The sequence below is a fragment of the Variovorax sp. genome, from assembly GCF_965279555.1.
In the GTDB taxonomy this organism is placed as follows: domain Bacteria; phylum Pseudomonadota; class Gammaproteobacteria; order Burkholderiales; family Burkholderiaceae_C; genus Variovorax.
Map to the genome: position 1 here is coordinate 2,034,543 of NZ_OZ257247.1, position 17,410 is coordinate 2,051,952.

General features: G+C 65.8%; 20 protein-coding genes. 16 read left to right on the forward strand and 4 right to left on the reverse strand.

The window, feature by feature from the left end; genetic code table 11:
• Nucleotides 1-18: 18 nt before the first annotated feature.
• Complete coding sequence (locus ACQY8B_RS09865; RefSeq protein ID WP_422086532.1) at nucleotides 19-1,551, reverse strand: alpha/beta hydrolase family protein; 1,533 nt, start codon at nucleotides 1,549-1,551, stop codon at nucleotides 19-21.
• A 196-nt stretch (nucleotides 1,552-1,747) separates the two neighbouring features.
• Nucleotides 1,748-2,647 carry a transglutaminase family protein gene (locus ACQY8B_RS09870; RefSeq protein ID WP_422086533.1) on the reverse strand — a complete coding sequence of 300 codons (900 nt, stop codon included), beginning with the start codon at nucleotides 2,645-2,647 and terminating at the stop codon, nucleotides 1,748-1,750.
• 123 nt (nucleotides 2,648-2,770) lie between these two features.
• Between ACQY8B_RS09870 and ACQY8B_RS09875 the strand changes: the two genes are divergently transcribed.
• Nucleotides 2,771-3,103: an antibiotic biosynthesis monooxygenase family protein gene (locus ACQY8B_RS09875; RefSeq protein WP_422086534.1), complete on the forward strand. Its 333-nt coding sequence runs from the start codon at nucleotides 2,771-2,773 to the stop codon at nucleotides 3,101-3,103.
• Between the two features lie 22 nt (nucleotides 3,104-3,125).
• Here ACQY8B_RS09875 and mnmC read toward each other — a convergent pair whose 3' ends face one another.
• Together mnmC and ACQY8B_RS09885 are read right to left on the reverse strand one after the other, a co-directional pair.
• The gene (gene mnmC / locus ACQY8B_RS09880; RefSeq protein ID WP_422086535.1) at nucleotides 3,126-4,967 is read right to left on the reverse strand and encodes an FAD-dependent 5-carboxymethylaminomethyl-2-thiouridine(34) oxidoreductase MnmC; all 1,842 of its coding nucleotides are present in this window, start codon (nucleotides 4,965-4,967) and stop codon (nucleotides 3,126-3,128) included.
• Nucleotides 4,968-5,087: 120 nt separating this feature from the next.
• Nucleotides 5,088-5,360, reverse strand: coding sequence for an oxidative damage protection protein (locus ACQY8B_RS09885; protein WP_012748083.1), 273 nt, complete (start codon nucleotides 5,358-5,360; stop codon nucleotides 5,088-5,090).
• A gap of 137 nt (nucleotides 5,361-5,497) precedes the next feature.
• On the opposite strand from ACQY8B_RS09885, the gene ACQY8B_RS09890 reads away from it, so the two are divergent.
• The 15 genes from ACQY8B_RS09890 to ACQY8B_RS09960 all read left to right on the forward strand — a co-directional run bounded on the left by ACQY8B_RS09890 (nucleotide 5,498) and on the right by ACQY8B_RS09960 (nucleotide 17,398).
• Complete coding sequence (locus tag ACQY8B_RS09890) at nucleotides 5,498-6,550, forward strand: sulfate ABC transporter substrate-binding protein (RefSeq protein ID WP_422086536.1); 1,053 nt, start codon at nucleotides 5,498-5,500, stop codon at nucleotides 6,548-6,550.
• A 128-nt stretch (nucleotides 6,551-6,678) separates the two neighbouring features.
• Nucleotides 6,679-7,263, forward strand: coding sequence for an NADPH-dependent FMN reductase (ssuE, locus tag ACQY8B_RS09895; protein WP_422086537.1), 585 nt, complete (start codon nucleotides 6,679-6,681; stop codon nucleotides 7,261-7,263).
• A gap of 123 nt (nucleotides 7,264-7,386) precedes the next feature.
• The gene (locus tag ACQY8B_RS09900; protein WP_422086538.1) at nucleotides 7,387-7,524 is read left to right on the forward strand and encodes a hypothetical protein; all 138 of its coding nucleotides are present in this window, start codon (nucleotides 7,387-7,389) and stop codon (nucleotides 7,522-7,524) included.
• Nucleotides 7,525-7,555: 31 nt separating this feature from the next.
• A complete protein-coding gene (locus tag ACQY8B_RS09905) occupies nucleotides 7,556-8,512 on the forward strand; it encodes a sulfonate ABC transporter substrate-binding protein (protein ID WP_422086539.1) in 957 nt (318 codons plus the stop codon).
• A complete protein-coding gene (gene ssuD, locus ACQY8B_RS09910) occupies nucleotides 8,512-9,681 on the forward strand; it encodes an FMNH2-dependent alkanesulfonate monooxygenase (RefSeq protein WP_422086540.1) in 1,170 nt (389 codons plus the stop codon). Before ACQY8B_RS09905 ends, ssuD begins: the two co-directional genes overlap by 1 nt.
• Before the next feature lie 13 nt (nucleotides 9,682-9,694).
• Nucleotides 9,695-10,540: an aliphatic sulfonate ABC transporter permease SsuC gene (gene ssuC, locus ACQY8B_RS09915; RefSeq protein ID WP_422086541.1), complete on the forward strand. Its 846-nt coding sequence runs from the start codon at nucleotides 9,695-9,697 to the stop codon at nucleotides 10,538-10,540.
• A 10-nt stretch (nucleotides 10,541-10,550) separates the two neighbouring features.
• Complete coding sequence (locus ACQY8B_RS09920; protein ID WP_422086542.1) at nucleotides 10,551-11,525, forward strand: aliphatic sulfonate ABC transporter substrate-binding protein; 975 nt, start codon at nucleotides 10,551-10,553, stop codon at nucleotides 11,523-11,525.
• A gap of 5 nt (nucleotides 11,526-11,530) precedes the next feature.
• Nucleotides 11,531-12,373 (forward strand): ATP-binding cassette domain-containing protein, encoded by an 843-nt coding sequence (locus ACQY8B_RS09925; protein ID WP_422086543.1) that lies wholly within the window; start codon nucleotides 11,531-11,533, stop codon nucleotides 12,371-12,373.
• Between the two features lie 38 nt (nucleotides 12,374-12,411).
• Nucleotides 12,412-13,719 (forward strand): O-acetylhomoserine aminocarboxypropyltransferase/cysteine synthase family protein, encoded by a 1,308-nt coding sequence (locus tag ACQY8B_RS09930; RefSeq protein WP_422086544.1) that lies wholly within the window; start codon nucleotides 12,412-12,414, stop codon nucleotides 13,717-13,719.
• Nucleotides 13,716-14,312 carry a malonic semialdehyde reductase gene (locus ACQY8B_RS09935; RefSeq protein ID WP_422086545.1) on the forward strand — a complete coding sequence of 199 codons (597 nt, stop codon included), beginning with the start codon at nucleotides 13,716-13,718 and terminating at the stop codon, nucleotides 14,310-14,312. Before ACQY8B_RS09930 ends, ACQY8B_RS09935 begins: the two co-directional genes overlap by 4 nt.
• Nucleotides 14,313-14,387: 75 nt before the next feature.
• Nucleotides 14,388-14,603 carry a TOBE domain-containing protein gene (locus ACQY8B_RS09940; protein ID WP_007829250.1) on the forward strand — a complete coding sequence of 72 codons (216 nt, stop codon included), beginning with the start codon at nucleotides 14,388-14,390 and terminating at the stop codon, nucleotides 14,601-14,603.
• Between the two features lie 280 nt (nucleotides 14,604-14,883).
• Nucleotides 14,884-15,549, forward strand: coding sequence for an N-acetylmuramoyl-L-alanine amidase (locus tag ACQY8B_RS09945; protein WP_422086546.1), 666 nt, complete (start codon nucleotides 14,884-14,886; stop codon nucleotides 15,547-15,549).
• Nucleotides 15,546-16,100: a hypothetical protein gene (locus ACQY8B_RS09950; RefSeq protein ID WP_422086547.1), complete on the forward strand. Its 555-nt coding sequence runs from the start codon at nucleotides 15,546-15,548 to the stop codon at nucleotides 16,098-16,100. The genes ACQY8B_RS09945 and ACQY8B_RS09950 overlap by 4 nt, the downstream gene beginning before the upstream one ends.
• Nucleotides 16,101-16,143: 43 nt before the next feature.
• Nucleotides 16,144-16,707 (forward strand): hypothetical protein, encoded by a 564-nt coding sequence (locus ACQY8B_RS09955; RefSeq protein WP_422086548.1) that lies wholly within the window; start codon nucleotides 16,144-16,146, stop codon nucleotides 16,705-16,707.
• Nucleotides 16,708-16,912: 205 nt separating this feature from the next.
• Nucleotides 16,913-17,398, forward strand: coding sequence for a rhodanese-like domain-containing protein (locus tag ACQY8B_RS09960; protein ID WP_422086549.1), 486 nt, complete (start codon nucleotides 16,913-16,915; stop codon nucleotides 17,396-17,398).
• Nucleotides 17,399-17,410: the final 12 nt, after the last annotated feature.

Consider the following 17,410-nt stretch of genomic DNA (forward strand, 5'->3'; position numbering starts at 1 on the left):
GCTTTCGCCTGGCTGCGCTCAGACCGGACAGGGGTGCACGAAAGCCGCGGCCGGGCGCGTAGCCTTGCTTGTCTTGCTTTCGTCGACAGTGCCAAGGGGGCGGGTGAACTTGCAGCCATAGTCCGCAGCCGCCACTGTGGCTGGGGTGACTACGTCGTCGCCCAAGGGCTTCGCGCCAGCGGGATCGCGCTCCCACTTGATCATCGCGTCAAAGGCCTCGACCTGCTCCTTCACCGTGAAGTCGCAATGCGTGATGCCGCGCACCGCACGCTGCACCAGCCACTGGCTGTTGCCCTTGGCCGCCACGCGCTTGTTGTAGATCTGTTCCATGCTGAAGGGCACGTACAGGTCGCCGAGCGTATGCAGCGTGACCACGGGGATCTTGAATTCGCCGTTGGCCTTGGGAATCCAGCGCAGCCCGTCGGTACGCAGCCGGTTGGCGTCTGCGGCGGCAGTGAGCTTGAGCACCGACGCGTTCAGCGCGCTCGAACCCGGGATGTCGCCTTCGATCGTGTACGTGAAGCGGTTGGTGTCCAGCGTGTTCTTGTTCAGGATGCCGTTGACCGTGCCGTCACTGCCAAACACGCCCCACACGGCGGCGAAGGCCCCACCCGACTTGAAGCCCATGTCGAACATTGGGCGCTGGCCGCCGGTCAGGTTCTCGATCACCGAGGCGTACCTGGCTCCGGTGGCCGTTGTGTCGATATTGGGCGGATCGGTCGTGAAGTTCATGAACAACGTGGAGCCCACTTGCGCCGAGATGTCCGCCCAGTTGGGCGTCGGGTACTTCGGCAGTCCGGCCAGAGCCTGGGCCGTGACCTGTGCGCCTGCAAAGTAATCGAACAGCTCCGTGTCGCCCACCACGCCGCACATCGGCACCGCGCCGTTGTACTTCACCTTGTGGTTGGCCGTGGCGTAGGTCTCGTCCTCGATGGCAGCCGCCGTGATATGGCCGCCCATCGAATGGCCGGTGATGAATATCTTGGACGGCGCGGCCAGGTTGCGGCCGTTGGCCTTGGCGATCGCATTGAACTGCAGGGCGAGGGCGTTGGTGTCTTCCACGCCGGCGCGCACGTCGTAGTAGTTCTTGCTGTAGCTGGAGGCGGCCCATGCGTAACCGTTCTGGATCAGGTAGCGGCGGATCGTCGGCGTGCCGGCTTGCAGCAGGTTGCCTTCGCCCGCATAGCCGTGCGCATACATCACGAGCTGGCCGTTCCAGTTGGCGGGCACCTCGACGTTGTATTGGGCGCCACCCAGCATGCCGGCCCAGCGGCTGGTCGTGCTGTTGTCGACCGTGTCGCTTGCGTCCGCCGCGAGTGCTGCGAAGGTGGTGGCCGAGGGATCCGCCGGCGCGAACGAACTGCGGCTGTCCTGGAGGCGGGTTTCTTCGGCGACGGGAGCGGGGGGCGGCGCAGGAGGTGGCGGTGCGGCAGGCGCAGGTGCGGGCGCGGGAATGAAGCCGAGGCTGTTGCCGCCACCGCCTCCTCCGCCGCAGGATGCGACCGCGAGGCTGGCTGCCAATGCAAGAAGTGTCAGGCGTGCTGAATGCATGGGGTGTCTCTCTCCGTTCTTGTGAGTTCTTTGAAGAAATAACCGGCGCGGCGCTGCACCCGCGATCGTTCAGAACGACCGTGCTATTTCGCTGGCCGGCGGCGCAGCGTAGAGGCGTTGGGGAATGCGAGGCTGCGGGGTTTCCCGCAACGGCTATCGCCTGCGCGACAGCAACCGTCGGTTGACGGGCGGCGCCTCAGTTCTTGCGGCGCGTGACCACCACCGTCGCCTCGAGGCCTTCATAGGCCTCGGCATCGCCGTACCAGCTGCCGGAGATCGGCGCTGCCTGCGCCGGGTCGCGCGTGACGCCGACGCGGATCAGCTGGCCGCTGCCCATCAGGTTGTTGGTCGGGTCGAAAGCCATCCAGCCGATGCCCGGCAGATAGGCCTGCAGCCATGCATGCGTGGTGCCGGCGCCGGTCATCGAGTCGCCCTTGGCCTGCGCCGCGGTGTCGAGCGCGGCGTCGTAGATGTAGCCTGAGACGAAGCGCGTGGCGATGCCCAGGCGCCGCGCCGCTTCCATCATCAGCAGCGCGTAGTCGCGGCAGCTGCCGCTGCCCAGCGCCAGCGTGGCGAGCGGCGTCTGCGTGCCTTCTTCGTCGCGCGCCTTGTATTCGAGGCTCTGGCCGATGTGCGCGTTCATGCGCGCGAGCACCTCGCGCGTGCTGTTGGGCTTGTCGGTGTGCAGGAACTGGTGGGCCCAGCGGATCAGCGTGCCCTGCGTGTCGTCGTCGTGGTGCGGGCGCAGGTAGTGTTCGAGGTCCAGGCGTTCCTGCACCGAATAGGCGAAGGGCAAGAATTCGGCGGCGGGATCGAGCGCCAGCTGGTCCTGCTGGGCAGGCACATGCTCGATGGTGAAGGAACACACGATGCGCAGCTCGGTCGCCTCGCCCATCGGCTGCACCAGCGCGACGGAGTTGGAGTGCGGGTCCTGGATCAACCGGGTGAAAGCATCCGGGCTCACCTGCAGGTCGGTGGCCAGCACCCGCAGGTCATGGCTGTCGCGCGGACGGAACATCACGCGGTGCAGACCGAAAGTGACCGGCTTGCTGTAGCGGTAGACGGTGGTGTGCTTGATGTCGTATTGGGTGGCCATGCGGTGCATTCTGGGGCCTTCGCGCGACAAGAGGTGGAATGCGGCGGGCACTTGCCGCAGAATCGGCGCCCGCCCGCGCTTCGACGGGCTTTTTTTCGACTTGCCCGGACGTTCCGACTCGCCATGTACTCCGCCACCTTCATCTTTGCCAAGAAGCAGTTCGACGACGAGTTCCACCGCCTCGACCAGACCATTGCCGCCGCAGCGAAGTCGCTGCCCGGCTACCTTGGCGAGGAGACGTGGGAGAACACCGGCAACGGGCTGGTGTCGAACGTCTACTACTGGGACTCGCTGGACAGCCTGCAGGCGCTGATCCGCCACCCCGTGCACCAGCAGGCGAAGGCGGCGCAGGCGAACTGGCTCGACGGGTACAAGGTGGTGATCTCCGAGGTACTGCGCACCTACGGCGACACCCGCATCGACCACATGCTGGCGCCTTCGGGGCAGCCGGGCTGACGAGCAGCCCGAGGGGCGCGGCTCAGAGGCGCTGGGTGCCCAGTGCCTTGGCCAGCGTGGCAGGCAGTGGCAGCGGCTCTGAGTGCCATTGCGCGGCCAGCAGTTCGGCGCACAGCGCGGCGAAGCTCAGGCCGCGCGAGCCCAGCGCGGTGCAGGCCCAGAGGCCCGTGGCAGATCCATCGAGCGGGCCGACCAGCGGACGCCGGTCGCCCGAGGCGCAGCGGATGCCCACCCAGGTGTCGACCTCGCCCCGTGCGAACGAAGGCGCCAGTGCGTCGGCGGAAGCGGGGTGCAGCCGGCTCAGCCGTTCGCGGTTCGCATCGGCGTCGGCCGCCGTCGCTGCGAGGTCGGTGCTGTCGCGGTCGAAGGTCGCACCGGCCAGCCAGATCTGGGCGCCCGCGTCGTCGGGCACATGGGCGATCAGGTGGCCGTCGCCGTTGATCGGTGTGGCGGGCAGGTCGGCGCCATCGGGCATGGGCCCCCAGGCGACCTGGCCGCGCACCGGTTGCAGTGGAAGGGCGGGTGCGAAGCGGCCTGATTCATGGCCGGCGCAGATGACCACGCGGTCCGCCTCGACGAGCAACTGGCCGGCCGGATCGAAGAGCTGCCAGCCGCTGTTCGGCTTCCGCTCCAGCCGCGTCACGCGGCAACCGCCGCGAAACTCGACGCCCTGCTGGCGCAGCCAAGCGGCGATCAGCCGGTGCGGCCGCACCCACGCCGCGCGCCCATGCCAGAGCGCAGCGGTGTCGCTGGACAGGCCGAGGGTGGCCAGTTGCCCGGCATTCGCGGGCCAGGATTCGTTGGGGCCGTTGCCGCTCCAACCATTGGGAACGCGCACGTCGCCGTCCGGCCGGCGCTCGAGCACGCCGCTGGCGCGCCAGTCGCGGCCTTCTTCCAGCAGCCTTTCGAGTTCCATCCAGGTGGCGCGGATGCCGGCGCGCGTGAGCCGCGACAGCAGCGCGTCGTCCGGCGACACATGCGGTGCGAGCATGCCCACGGGCAGCCCCGAAGCGCCGGACGCGGGCCAGTCAGCCGCGTCGAGCACGGTGACCTGCCAGCCGCGCCGCGCCAGGCTCGCCGCCACCGCCGCACCGGCCAGGCCGGCGCCGATGACGGCGCAGCGCCCCGGCGCCTCGATGCGCTCGGGCACGGGTTCGCGCCGACGCACCGTCCAGGCGGGTGCGAACACCCCGCGCAGGCAGTCGCGCTTGGGCGGCAGGCCCTGGTACTTTTCGACCGTGAAGCCGTATTGGCCGAGCGCATCGCGGATCGCCCGTGCGATGGTCCAGGTGGCGACGCGGGTGCCTTGCCGTGCAAAGCGCGACACAGCCTTCAGCGTGTCCGCCGCCCACATGTCCGGGTTCTGCTGCGGGCTGAAGCCGTCAAGAAAGATGCTGTCGGCCTCGAAGCGCTGCGCGCGCAGCATCGGCTGCACGTCGCCGATGCACAGCGTGAGCATCACCCGGCCGTCGTCGAAGGCCAGCCGGTGGAAGCCGGGCAGCAGCCCGTGCCACTGCGCGGCCAGCTCGCCGGCCAGCGCAGCAAGCTCTGGGTAGGCCCCGGCCGCGCGCAGCAGGTCGTCGGCCGCGACCGGATGCGCCTCGATCGAGACGAAATGCAGCATGCGCGGCCGCCCGGGATCCGCGCGCCACGCCTGCCAGGTTGTCAGGAAATTGAGGCCCAGCCCGAAGCCGGTTTCGAGAATCAGCCATTGCGGCTGTCCGATCCAGGCCTCGGGCAGGCCGCAGCCGCCCAGGAACACATGGCGCGATTGCGCCAGTGCGCCGGTTTCGGTGTGATAGATGTCGTCGAAGCGTTCGCTGCGCGGCACGCCGTCGGTACGCCAGGTCACTGGTTCAGCCATGACGCAACGATCCGGGGGGACTCTTCACCAGGGGTAACGCGGAACCGGCTTTGCCGGGCCGCCGGTGCCGCCCCCTGGAAGGGGGTTGGCGAAGCGACACGAAGTGCGCGAAGACTGGGGTCAGTTCGAAGGAGGTACGTAGCCCTGGGCCACGTCTGCGCCTTCGCCGAAGAAGTGCTTTTCCATCTGGCGCGCCAGGTACTGGCGGGCACGCAGGTCGGCCAGGTTCAGCCGGTTTTCATTGACCAGCATCGTCTGCTGCTTGAGCCAGGCGGCCCAGGCCTCCTTGCTGACGTTCTCCCACAGGCGCTTGCCCAGTTCTCCGGGATAGGGCGGGAAGTCGAGCCCTTCGGCCTCTTTGCCGAGCTTGATGCACTGAACCATGCGTGCCATTTCTGTTGCCTCTGGTGGGGAAAGCGGTTGCTTAGTTGATTTCGCTATTTAGAACTGAAAACTTGGTCGTTCCAGTTTCTATATGTCGTATTGAGAATACGCAGCTTCATTGATATGCCTTTTTAGAGCAAGACACCATGAGCCTTCGCCGCGACTTTATCAAGCTTTCCCTGGGTGCCGGCGTGGCCGGTGCCATGGCCCTGTCGGCATTGCCGGCGTTTGCCCAGGGTGGGGCGGGCCCCGTGACGCTGCTGAACGTGTCGTATGACCCGACACGCGAGCTGTACGTGGACTACAACCAGGCCTTCGCCAAGTACTGGAAGGCCAAGACCGGCCAGGACGTGTCGGTCAAGCAGTCGCACGGTGGCTCGGGCAAGCAGGCCCGCTCGATCATCGACGGCATCGACGCCGACGTGGCCACCCTGGCCCTGGGCGGCGACATCGACGCGCTCGTCACGCACGGCGGCCTCGTCAAGCCCGACTGGCAAAAGCGCCTGCCGCACAACTCGGCGCCCTACACCTCGACCATCGTGTTCCTGGTGAAGAAGGGCAACCCCAAGGGCCTGAAGGACTGGGACGACCTCATCAAGCCAGGTGTGCAGGTGATCACCCCCAACCCCAAGACCTCGGGCGGCGCCCGCTGGAACTACCTGGCGGCATGGGAGTTCGCCAAGCGCAAGTACGGCGGCCCGGATGGAGGTAACAGCAAGGCCAAGGAATACATCGGCAACCTGTTCAAGAACGTGCCTGTGCTCGACACCGGCGCGCGCGGCGCGACCATCACCTTCGTGCAGCGCGGCGTGGGCGACGTGCTGCTGGCCTGGGAGAACGAAGCCTTCCTGGCGCTGAAGGAATTCGGCCCCGAGAAGTTCGAGATCGTGGTTCCCTCCATCTCCATCCTGGCCGAGCCCAGCGTGGCGGTGGTCGACAAGGTCGTCGACAAGAAGGGCACGCGCGCCGTCGCCGAGGAATACCTGAAGTACCTGTACTCGGACGAAGGCCAGGACATTGCCGGGCGCAACTTCTACCGCCCGACGTCGGAGAAGGCCAAGGCCAAGTACGACAAGCAGTTCCCCAAGCTCACGCTGGTGACCATCGACCAGGCCTTCGGTGGCTGGGCGAAGGCGGACAAGGAGCACTTCGCGGATGGCGGCTCCTTCGACCAGATCTACGCACCGAAGCAGAAGTAACCCCCCAGGCTGCGCGCACTTCGTGTCGCTTCGCCCACCCCCTGCCGGGGGCGGGCCGGCCGCTTCGGGCGGCCGTGCGCGGCGGCCCTCACGCATTCGCGCTCCTCTTTATCGAACGAAAGTCTCTTGTGTCCGTTCTCCTGATTGCCGGCAGCCCTTCGGCCCCGTCCCGTTCCACCGCCTTGCTCGAAGCGGTGGGTGAGCGGCTGGCCCAGCGCCATGCGCGGATCGAGCGGCTCGCCATCCGCGACCTGCCGGCGCAGGCGCTGCTGCTGGCCGAGTGGAACCATCCGGCCATCGTCGATGCGATCGCCAAGGTGGCCGAGGCCCGCGTGGTCGTGGTGGCAACGCCGGTCTACAAGGCCGCCTACAGCGGCGTGCTCAAGGTCTTTCTCGATCTGCTTTCGCAGAACGCCCTCAAGGGCAAGACGGTGCTTCCGCTGGCCACCGGCGGCAGCCCGCACCACATGCTCGCGCTCGACTACGCGCTGCGGCCCGTGCTGCAGTCGCTGTCGGCGCGCCACATCCTGCCGGGCGTGTACGCCAGCGATTCGCAGATCACGCTGACGCCCGAGAACGCCTACCAGGTGCATCACGATCTGGCCGAACGGCTCAACGAGGCCGTCGAAGTGCTGTCCACCGAAGGCCTGAAGCTGCCCGCGACCCACGGCTTCGAGCCAGTGCCTTTCTCTCGCGTGCGATGTAGCGTCTGAAGCCGGGGCTGCGCGCGAGCCCGGCTCTTTCGACCTCATCCCTGATCCCGCTTTTTGAGAACCGCCTGTGCGCGGCGCGGGAGAGCTTTTGCCCGACGTTTTGCAACACCAAGGAATCCACGCATGAACCCCGTTGCCACCGAAGACTCCGTGCTCGACGCCTCGCCGCGCTCCCTCTGGCACGCGCTGGGCGATCTGGCTGCCAGCGTCATCGTCGTCAGCGCCGTCGCGCTGATCGTGAGTTTCATCGCCGCCGCGTGAGCACGCGGCGCATCCACATCCAAGCATTGCCATGACATTGATTTCCACACCCCGACGCCGGCTCATCCAGGGCGTTGCCGCCGCCGCCGTGCTGCCGTCGTTCGCCGCGCTGGCTCAGGCGCCCGCGCGCCAACTCCGCATCGGCAACCAGAAAGGGCCGCTGAGCGTTCTCAAGGGCCGCGGAACGCTCGAGAAGCGTCTGGCGCCGCTGGGCGTGACCGTGAAGTGGACCGAGTTCACCGCCGGCCCCGTGCAGCTCGAAGCACTGAACGTCGGCTCTATAGACTTCGGCGACGTGGGCGAGGCTCCCCCCATCTTCGCGCAGGCTGCCGGTGCGCCGCTGGCCTACGTGGCTGCAACCGTGCCGCGTCCGAGGGCCGAGGCGGTGCTCGTGCCCAAGGGCTCGGCCATCAAGACCGTGGCCGACCTGAAGGGCAAGAAGATCGCGCTCAACAAGGGCTCGAACGTCCACTACTTCATCGTCAAGCTGTTCGAGAAGCACGGCCTGCCGTACACCGACCTGAACCTGGTCTACCTGCCGCCGGCCGATGCGCGCGCCGCCTTCGAGAAGGGCTCGGTCGATGCCTGGGTCATCTGGGACCCGTTCCTGGCCGCGGCCGAGAAGTCGCTCGACGCGCGCATCCTGGCTGACGCAACCGGCGTGGTGGGCAACCGCGCGTACTACTTCTCGTCGCTCGACTACGTGGCCAGGAACGCCGACGTACTGGCCATCGCGGTCGAGGAAATCAACAAGATCGACGTCTGGGGCGCAGCCAACAAGGGCGACTACGCGGCGGAACTGGCCACCCTCTGGGGCCTGCCGAAGCCGGTGGCCGATCTTTCCGTGGGCCGCGTGGACTACGGCACTGCAGCCATCACCAAGGCCATCCTCGCCGAGCAGCAACAGATTGCCGACACCTTCTTCGCGCTGAAGCTGATCCCCAAGAGGATCAACGTGCTCGAAGCTGCCGGCGCGGGAGTCGCGTGATGCAGATCTTCTGGTTCCTCCCCACGCACGGCGACAGCCGCTATCTGGGCACGAGCGAAGGCGCGCGCCCCATCAATCTGGCCTACCTGCAGCAGATTGCCGGCGCGGCCGACAACCTCGGCTACGAGGGCGTGCTCATTCCCACGGGCCGCTCTTGCGAAGACCCGTGGGTCATTGCGTCGAGCCTGATCGGCGCGACGAAGAAGCTCAAGTTTCTGGTGGCGGTGCGCCCGGGCCTTCACCAGCCCAGCCTGGCCGCGCGCATGGCCGCGACCTTCGACCGGCTCTCCGGCGGCCGCCTGCTGGTGAACCTGGTGACCGGCGGTGACCAGACCGAGCTGGAGGGCGACGGCGTCTTTCTGGGCCATGCCGCGCGCTACGAGCAGTCGGCCGAGTTCATCCGCATCTGGCGCGAGATCATTGCGCGCAGCCACGACGGGCAGGCTTTCGACTACGAGGGCAAGCACCTGAGCGTGAAGGGCGCCAAGCTGTTGTACCCACCCGTGCAGAAGCCGTATCCGCCCGTGTGGTTCGGCGGCTCTTCGGCCGCGGCGCACGAGCTTGCGGCGGAGCAGGTCGATGCGTACCTCACCTGGGGCGAGCCGCCCGCGGAAGTCGCCAAGAAGATTGCCGACGTGCGCGCGCGCGCCGAGCGCAAGGGCCGCAAGGTGGAGTTCGGCATTCGCCTGCACGTGATCGTGCGCGAGACCGAGGACGCCGCGTGGAAAGCCGCCGAAGAACTCATCAGCCGCGTGAACGACGAGACCGTGATCCGCGCACAGGCCGCTTTTTCGCGCATGGATTCCGTAGGCCAGCGCCGTATGGCCGCGCTGCATGCGGGCGGCGCCAAGCGCTCGCGCGCCGACCTCGAGATCGCGCCGAACCTCTGGGCCGGCGTGGGCCTGGTGCGCGGCGGCGCAGGCACGGCACTGGTGGGCGATGCGAAGACCGTCGCCGCGCGCATCGAGGAATACGCGGCGCTCGGCCTCGACAAGTTCATTCTCTCGGGCTACCCGCACCTCGAGGAGGCCTACCGCTTCGCCGAGCTGGTGTTCCCGCTGCTCTCGCGCAAGGCGAAGACGCAGCTGGCAGGCGGCTCGCTCAGCGGCCCGTTCGGCGAGGTCGTCGCCAATCTTGACGCCCCCTCGCGCCTCGTTTCCCAGAGTTGAAGGACCGCATGCCATGACCGAACAAGTTCAGGAACTGCCGGCCGTCGCGCCGGCCGAAAGCGAAGGCAACGTGTTCAAGTCCTTTGCGGTCAGTGTCGCGAAGCGGCTGGTGCCGTGGCTCGTGCCCGTGGGGCTCATCGTGTTCTGGCAGATCGCGTCGTCGCTGGGCTGGCTCAGCACGCGCGTGCTGCCGGCGCCGGTCGACGTGGTCAAGGCTGCATGGAACCTCACGGTGTCGGGCGAGCTGTGGACGCATGTGAAGGTCAGTGCCGGCCGCGCGCTGGCGGGACTGGCCATCGGCGGCGGGGCGGGGCTGGCGCTGGGCCTGCTCACCGGCTCGGTGAAGTTCGCCGAGACGCTGCTCGACTCCACCATCCAGATGGTGCGCAACATTCCGGCGCTGGCATTGATTCCGCTGGTGATCCTGTGGTTCGGCATCGACGAATCGGCCAAGCTGTTTTTGATCTCGGTGTCGGTGTTCTTCCCGATCTACCTGAACACCTTCCACGGCATCCGCAACGTCGATCCGCAACTCATCGAGATGGGCCGCACCTACGGACTGTCGCGCTGGCAGCTGTACCGCGAGGTGATCCTGCCGGGCGCGCTGTCGTCCATCCTGGTGGGCCTGCGCTTCTCGCTGGGCCTGATGTGGGTGATCCTGATCGTGGCCGAGACCATCTCGGCGCAGGCCGGCATCGGCTACCTCACGATGAACGCCCGCGAGTTCCTGCAGACCGACATCGTGCTGGTGGGCATCCTGCTGTACGCGCTGCTCGGCAAGCTGGCCGACCTGTTCGCGCGCGGGCTGGAGCAATGGTGGCTGCGGTGGCATCCCGGCTACCAGCGCAAGGCGAAGTGAGGGCAGGGGAATGACTACGCATTCATCCGACATCTCGCGCCGCGCGGCCATTGCGACGCTGGCTGCGCTGGCCTCGGGCGCGGTGCTCGCGCAGGGCTCGGCCGCGCGGCCCGTTACCGTGCGGCTGGGCTACCAGAAGTCTTCCACGCTGATCGCGGTGCTGAAGGCGCAGGGCACGCTCGAAAAGCAACTGGCACCGCTCAACGTCACGCTGAGCTGGCACGAGTTCACAAGTGGCCTGCCGCTGCTCGAGGCGCTGAACCTCGACAACCTCGACATCAGTGCCGACGTGGCCGACACCGTGCCGGTGTTTGCGCAGGCAGCGGGTGCCGAGCTGACTTTCATCGCGCAGGAAGCGCCGTCGCCCGCGGCCCAGGCCATCGTGGTGCGCGAAGACTCGCCGATCAGGACCGTGGCCGATCTCAAGGGCAAGAAGGTCGGCTTCGCGAAAGCAGCCGGCGCGCACTACCTGCTGATTGCCGCGCTCGGCAAAGCCGGCCTGTCGTTCAGGGACATCGAGCCCGCCTACCTCACGCCCGCCGATGGCCGTGCCGCTTTCGAGAAGGGCGCCATCGACGCATGGGTGGTGTGGGACCCGTTCCTGGCTGCCGCACAGCGCCAGTCGAAGGTGCGCGTGCTGGCCGACGGCGCGGGCATCGCGTCGTACCAGCGCTACTACCTTGCCAGCACCAAGTTCGCGAAGGCGCGGCCCGACGTGCTGCGCGTGGTCTACGCCGAGCTCGAGAAGACCGGCAAGTGGGTCAAGCAGAACCCGAAGGACGCTGCAGCGCTGCTGTCGCCCGTGTGGGGCCTGGATGCCGCGACCATCGAGCAGGCCAACGGCCGCCGCAGCTACGCGGTGCGGCCGGTGGTGGCCGAGGGCCTGACCGAACAGCAGCGCATCGCCGATGCCTTCCTCGCCGAGAAGCTGCTGCCCCGAAAAATCGATGCGCTGAATGTGGCGCTGTTCAAACCCGGAGCCTGAAGCCCATGAGTGCCGTCCTGAAAGACATCGAACCCCAGGCCCCTTCGCAGGCGATCGCCGGCGGCGTGCGCCTGGAAGCGCGCGGCCTGCACAAGCGCTACGGCGCGCGCGAGGTACTGCGCAATACGCGGCTCACCGTCGAGCCCGGCCAGTTCATCGCCATCGTGGGGCGCAGCGGCTGCGGCAAGAGCACGCTGCTGCGGCTCATCGCGGGGCTGGAGGAGCCGACATCCGGCGGGCTCTACACCGACGGCAAGCAAGTGCACGGCCTGCACGACGACACCCGCATCATGTTCCAGGAGGCGCGCCTCTTGCCGTGGCGCCGCGTGCTCGACAACGTGACGCTGGGCCTGCCGAACGACGCCAAGGGGCGCGGCAAGGAAGTGCTTGCGCAAGTCGGCCTGGCCGACCGCGAGAACGAATGGCCGGCGCGCCTGTCGGGCGGCCAGCGGCAGCGGGTGGCACTGGCGCGCGCGCTGGTGCACCACCCGCGCCTGCTGCTGCTCGACGAGCCGCTGGGCGCGCTGGATGCATTGACGCGCATCGAGATGCACCGGCTCATCGAGAACCTGTGGCAGCGCCACCGCTTCACCGCACTGCTGGTGACGCACGACGTGCAGGAAGCCGTGGCGCTGGCCGACCGCGTGATCCTCATCGAGGACGGCCGCATCGCGCTCGACGAGAACATCGCGCTGGCCCGCCCGCGTTCGCAGGGCGACCCGGCCTTTGCCGCAATTGAGAAACGAATCCTCGACAGGGTGCTGCAGAAGCCGGAAGACACCGCGCCCGAGAGCACCGACGCCAGCTGGCTCGGCACACCCGCGCATGCGTTGCGCTGGGCAATCTGAGTCTTTTCCTCCATCAGTCCATCCTGAAAGGCAGTCGCATGTCGCAGAACTGGAAATTCGAAACCCTGTCGGTTCACGCCGGCTATTCGCCCGAACCGACCACCCGCGCGGTCGCGCCCCCCATCTACCAGACGGTGGCGTATGCCTTCGACAGCGCGCAGCACGGCGCGGACCTGTTCGACCTGAAGGTGCCGGGCAACATCTACACCCGCATCAACAACCCGACGCAGGACGTGCTGGAGCAGCGCGTGGCCGCGCTGGAAGGCGGCATCGCCGCGCTCGCGCTGGCCTCGGGCCAGGCGGCCGTAACCTACGCGATCCAGACCATCGCGGAGGCGGGCGACAACATCATCAGCAGCACCGCGCTGTATGGCGGCACCTACAACCTGTTCGCCCACACGCTGCCGCAGTTCGGCATCACCACGCGCTTCGCGGACCACCGCGACCCGTCCAGCTTCGAGAAGCTGTTCGACGACAAGACCAAGGCGGTGTTCGTCGAATCGCTGGGCAACCCGGCGGGCAACGTGACCGACATCGCGGCCATTGCAGAGATCGCACACCGCCACGGCGTGCCGTTGATCGTCGACAACACCGTGCCGTCGCCGTACCTGAGCCGGCCCATCGAGCACGGCGCCGACATCGTGGTGCATTCGCTCACCAAGTACCTGGGCGGCCACGGCACCAGCATCGGCGGCGCCATCGTCGACTCGGGAAAATTCCCGTGGGCCGAGCACAAGCAGCGCTTCAAGCGCCTGAACGAGCCCGACGTGAGCTACCACGGCGTGGTCTACACCGAGGCGCTGGGCCCTGCCGCCTACATCGGCCGTGCGCGCGTGGTGCCGCTGCGCAACACGGGCGCGGCCATTTCGCCGTTCAACGCCTTCCTGATCCTGCAGGGCATCGAGACGCTGGCGCTGCGCATGGACCGAATCAGCAGCAACGCACTTGCGGTGGCGCAACACCTGAAGCAGAGCAAGGCCGTGAACTGTGTGAACTACGCGGCGCTCGAAGACCACCCCGACTACCCGCTGGCGAAGAAGTACTTCGGCGGCCGCTCCAGCGGCGTGCTGACCTTCGGCATCGGCGCGGGCCGCGAGGGCGGGGCGAAGTTCCTCGACGCGCTGAAGCTCTTCACGCGCCTCGTGAACATCGGCGACGTGCGCTCGCTGGCCACGCACCCGGCCTCGACCACGCACCGGCAACTGTCGCCCGAAGAACTGGCACGAGCCGGCGTGACGGAGGACACGGTGCGCCTGTCCGTGGGCATCGAGCACATCGACGACCTGATCGCCGACCTCGACCAGGCCCTTTCCGCTGCATCGAACGAAGACCTTTTGAAGAAATGACCGCACTGCAATCCATCCCTGAAGCCGCGCTGGACCAACTGTTCCGCAAGGCCCGCACCGTGCACGCGTTCAAGCCCGTGCCTGTGACCGACGGACTGATCCACAAGCTCTACGACCTCGTGAAGTGGGGCCCGACCGCCTTCAACGCCCAGCCGGCACGCTACGTGTTCGTGCGCAGCGAAGAGGCCAAGGCGAAGCTGAAGCCGGCGGTGTCTGCGGGGAACACCGCGCAGACGCTGGCGGCCGGCGTGACGGTGATCGTGGCGCACGACACGCGCTTCTACGAGCACCTGCCCACCCAGTTCCCGGCCTACGACGCCAAGCCGCTCTTCGAGAAGAGCGCCGAGGCCGCGCAAGCCACCGCCTTTCGCAACAGCAGCCTGCAGGGCGCCTACCTGATCCTGGCGGCGCGCTCGCTCGGCCTCGACGCGGGGCCGCAGTCGGGCTCCAACGCGGAGCTGGTCGACAAGGCCTTCTTCCCCGATGGCCGCTACAGGGCCAACTTCCTGGTGAACCTTGGCGTGGCCGACCACGCTGGCACCTTCGAGCGCGGCCCCCGGCTGGCGTTCGAAGAGGTGGCCGAGATCGTCTGACGGCAGCCACCACTTCACTCATCTTTTGTCGTGCTTTTCCTGAACGAATTTCCTCAACCCGAAAGAGAAACCATCATGTCCATTCAAGCCATCAACGTCCGCAACCAGTTCAAGGGCAAGGTCCGTGAAATCATCCGCGGCGACGTCGTCTCCGAAGTCGATGTCGAGACCGCCTGGGGCATCGTCACCTCGGTCATCACCACGCGCTCGGTCGACGAACTGCAACTGAAGGTGGGCTCCGACGTGGTCGCGCTCGTGAAGTCGACCGAGGTTTCGATCGCGAAGCTCTGACGGACCCTCGGGCATCTGCGACAACCCGGTGCTGTCATGGCGCCGGGTTTTTTTCGTTTCCGGGAGCGATTTTTTGCAGTTGGTTTTAGTGATTTACAAGTGCCCGGAAATCGAATGTGCTGAATGTCAGGAATCCGATGAATCTTTGAGAACCACGCATCTGCCTTGAAGACACCGCCATAGCATGCGCCGCGAGGTCGTGGCCGTGCCGTGAAACGACGTGCGGCCGCATCTCGCGAAGAGTCGAAAAACCAGACGGAAATCTTCAGGGAGTCACCGCATGCGAGTGGAAATGGATGAGCATGGAATGATCAGTCATGCGCGAGTCAGGCACGCTCGCAGCACCAGGATCGAAAGAGGAAGGAGGACAGCAGCCATCACGGGAATCGTGGTGCATCAGACGGACGCCGATACTTCGGCGTCTTCATTGAACAGCTACAGGCAGCCGGGTGCCAACGGCGCGCACTTTCTCATCGACAAGGATGGGACGATCTATCAGACGGCGGCGATTTATCAACGGACAAATCATGTGGGGCCGTTGAAGGCACGATGTCTGGTAATACCGACGTGCAAAATGTCCGACTTTCCTCCAAGGGTAGGTCCGGCGGAGATGCATCGCATCGAGATGCTCAAGGCGCCTGCCGACCGTTATCCGAGCAATATGGAAGCCATCGGCATAGAGATGGTTGGAAAGGCGACGCTGCCGGTCGGGCTGAAGCTTGTCGGCGAAGAAGCAAAGTGGTCAATGGGAAGATTGAGAGGAGAGCGTGCGATTTTCGAGACGCCAACTGCGGCACAGAATCAAGCACTCTCGTGGCTTGTCGGTGCAATCGTAGATTCGATGCATATGAGCCCAAACGAGGTTTTTCGTCATCCAGTGGTCAGAAGCAAGAACCCAACAGAGGCTAAAGGTGCGAACTGGAATCTCCTCCCTTTGGCACCATGAAAAAGACCGAGATGCTCTTAGCCGGAGCAGTACTGGGCGTTGCCGCAGTAGCGCAGGCCGCAGACAAGCGGTATCCGATTGCCTATGTGCAGAGCGTAGAGATCACGGATCCTTCACGTAGAACTGCATGGGAGGACAAGGATTTCTTGAATTGCGACGATGTTGTATTGACTCAAGAGGATGTTCGCTATGCCCTGCAACATATGCGCAGGATTTCGGAGAAGTCCTACGACCCCGAGAACATGGGATCCACCGGATGCAAGGGGAGTGCGCTTGTTACGTTCAAAAACGGCAGAGTCCTCGCCATGGGCATCGAGCCAACCGGGCGAATCAGCACGGGGGAGTTCGACAGAAAGATGAATCCCACCGCCAGTCCGCCGGGCTTCTACGAATGCCATCCGTGCGGAGAACGCAAGATGGCTCTTCTCAAGGACGCGTTAAATCGCGCTGATGAGCGAAGGCTCAAGAGGCTGGAGGCGGAAGGACAGATGGCCCCTGGCGAGGCGGAGCGCAGGCTGAAAGTGCTGCGAGCCAGTCGCGATAAACCTTGATGCTTGCCGTTCGGGAAGAGCTATTGACCATCAACTCAAGAGAATGAACAAGACCGACGTCCTTGCGGCTGCAGCCGCACTGGCCACCGCTGCGGTGGTATTACCGGCGCAGGCGGCCGACCGGCGATATCCCATTCGCTATGTCAAGAAGGTGGAAGTCACGCATCCTTCACACCGAAGCGCTTGGGAAAACAAAGACTTTCTGAAATGCGACGATGTCGTCCTCACAGAGGAAGACGTTCGATACGCCCTGAAGTACATGCGCAGGATTTCGTGGAAGACCTACGACCCGGAGAAGATGGATACCACGGGCTGCGAGGGGCAAGCACTCGTAACGTTCAAGAACGGAAGAATCCTCGCCATGGGCATCGAGCCCACCGGGCGGATCAGCACCGCAGAGTTCGATTCCAAGATGAAATCTACGGCGAGTCCCCTGGGCTTCTACGAATGCCATCCGTGCGGAAAACGCAAGATGGCTCTTCTCAAGGACGCGTTGAATCGCGCTGATGAGCGAAGGCTCAAGCGAATGGAGGCCGAAGGACGGATCCCGCCTGGCGAGGCAGAAATCTTGCTGAAGAAGACGCGGGCTGATCGTGAAAGGCCGTGACTTGTTTTTCGAGGCTGCATCATTCAGTGGTCGCGCGCTACAGAGCAGCGGGGCGACCAACGCAAAATCTCCACCAATTCCCAGCCTATACAACGGCTGGTTGTTAAGAACGGACTTTTCGGTTGTTTGAGCTTCGGCCCCTGGCTTCTACAGTGGTGCTTATCGCCATCAAGGCGAATGCACCGCACAACAGGAGCCTCATCGCATGCCAGTGGAAGTTGAAGAAGAACTCGTCGCCTTGCCCGAAGCACTTGAACAGGCGCGCGCCAAGGCCGTCGAAAGCAACTGGCCCTATGCCGGCGGCGTGACGCCGCCGGTGGCCTGGGAACTGGTGCAGAAGGGCCATGCAGTGCTGGTCGACGTGCGCTCCGGCGAGGAGCGCAAGTTCGTCGGCCATGTGCCTGACAGCCTGCACGTGGCTTGGGCCACGGGTACGGCGCTCACGCGCAATCCACGATTCGTGCGCGAACTCGAGGCCAAGCTGGCGAAAGACGGCGGCAAGGACGCCGTGGTGCTGCTGCTGTGCCGCAGCGGCAAGCGATCGGCGCTGGCAGCCGAAGCGGCTGCCAAGGCGGGTTTCACGCGGGTGTTCAACGTGCTCGAAGGCTTCGAAGGAGAGATCGATGCGCAGCAGCACCGCGGCGGCTCCGACGGCTGGCGCTTCCACGGCTTGCCGTGGGTGCAGGACTGAATCCAGGCCGAA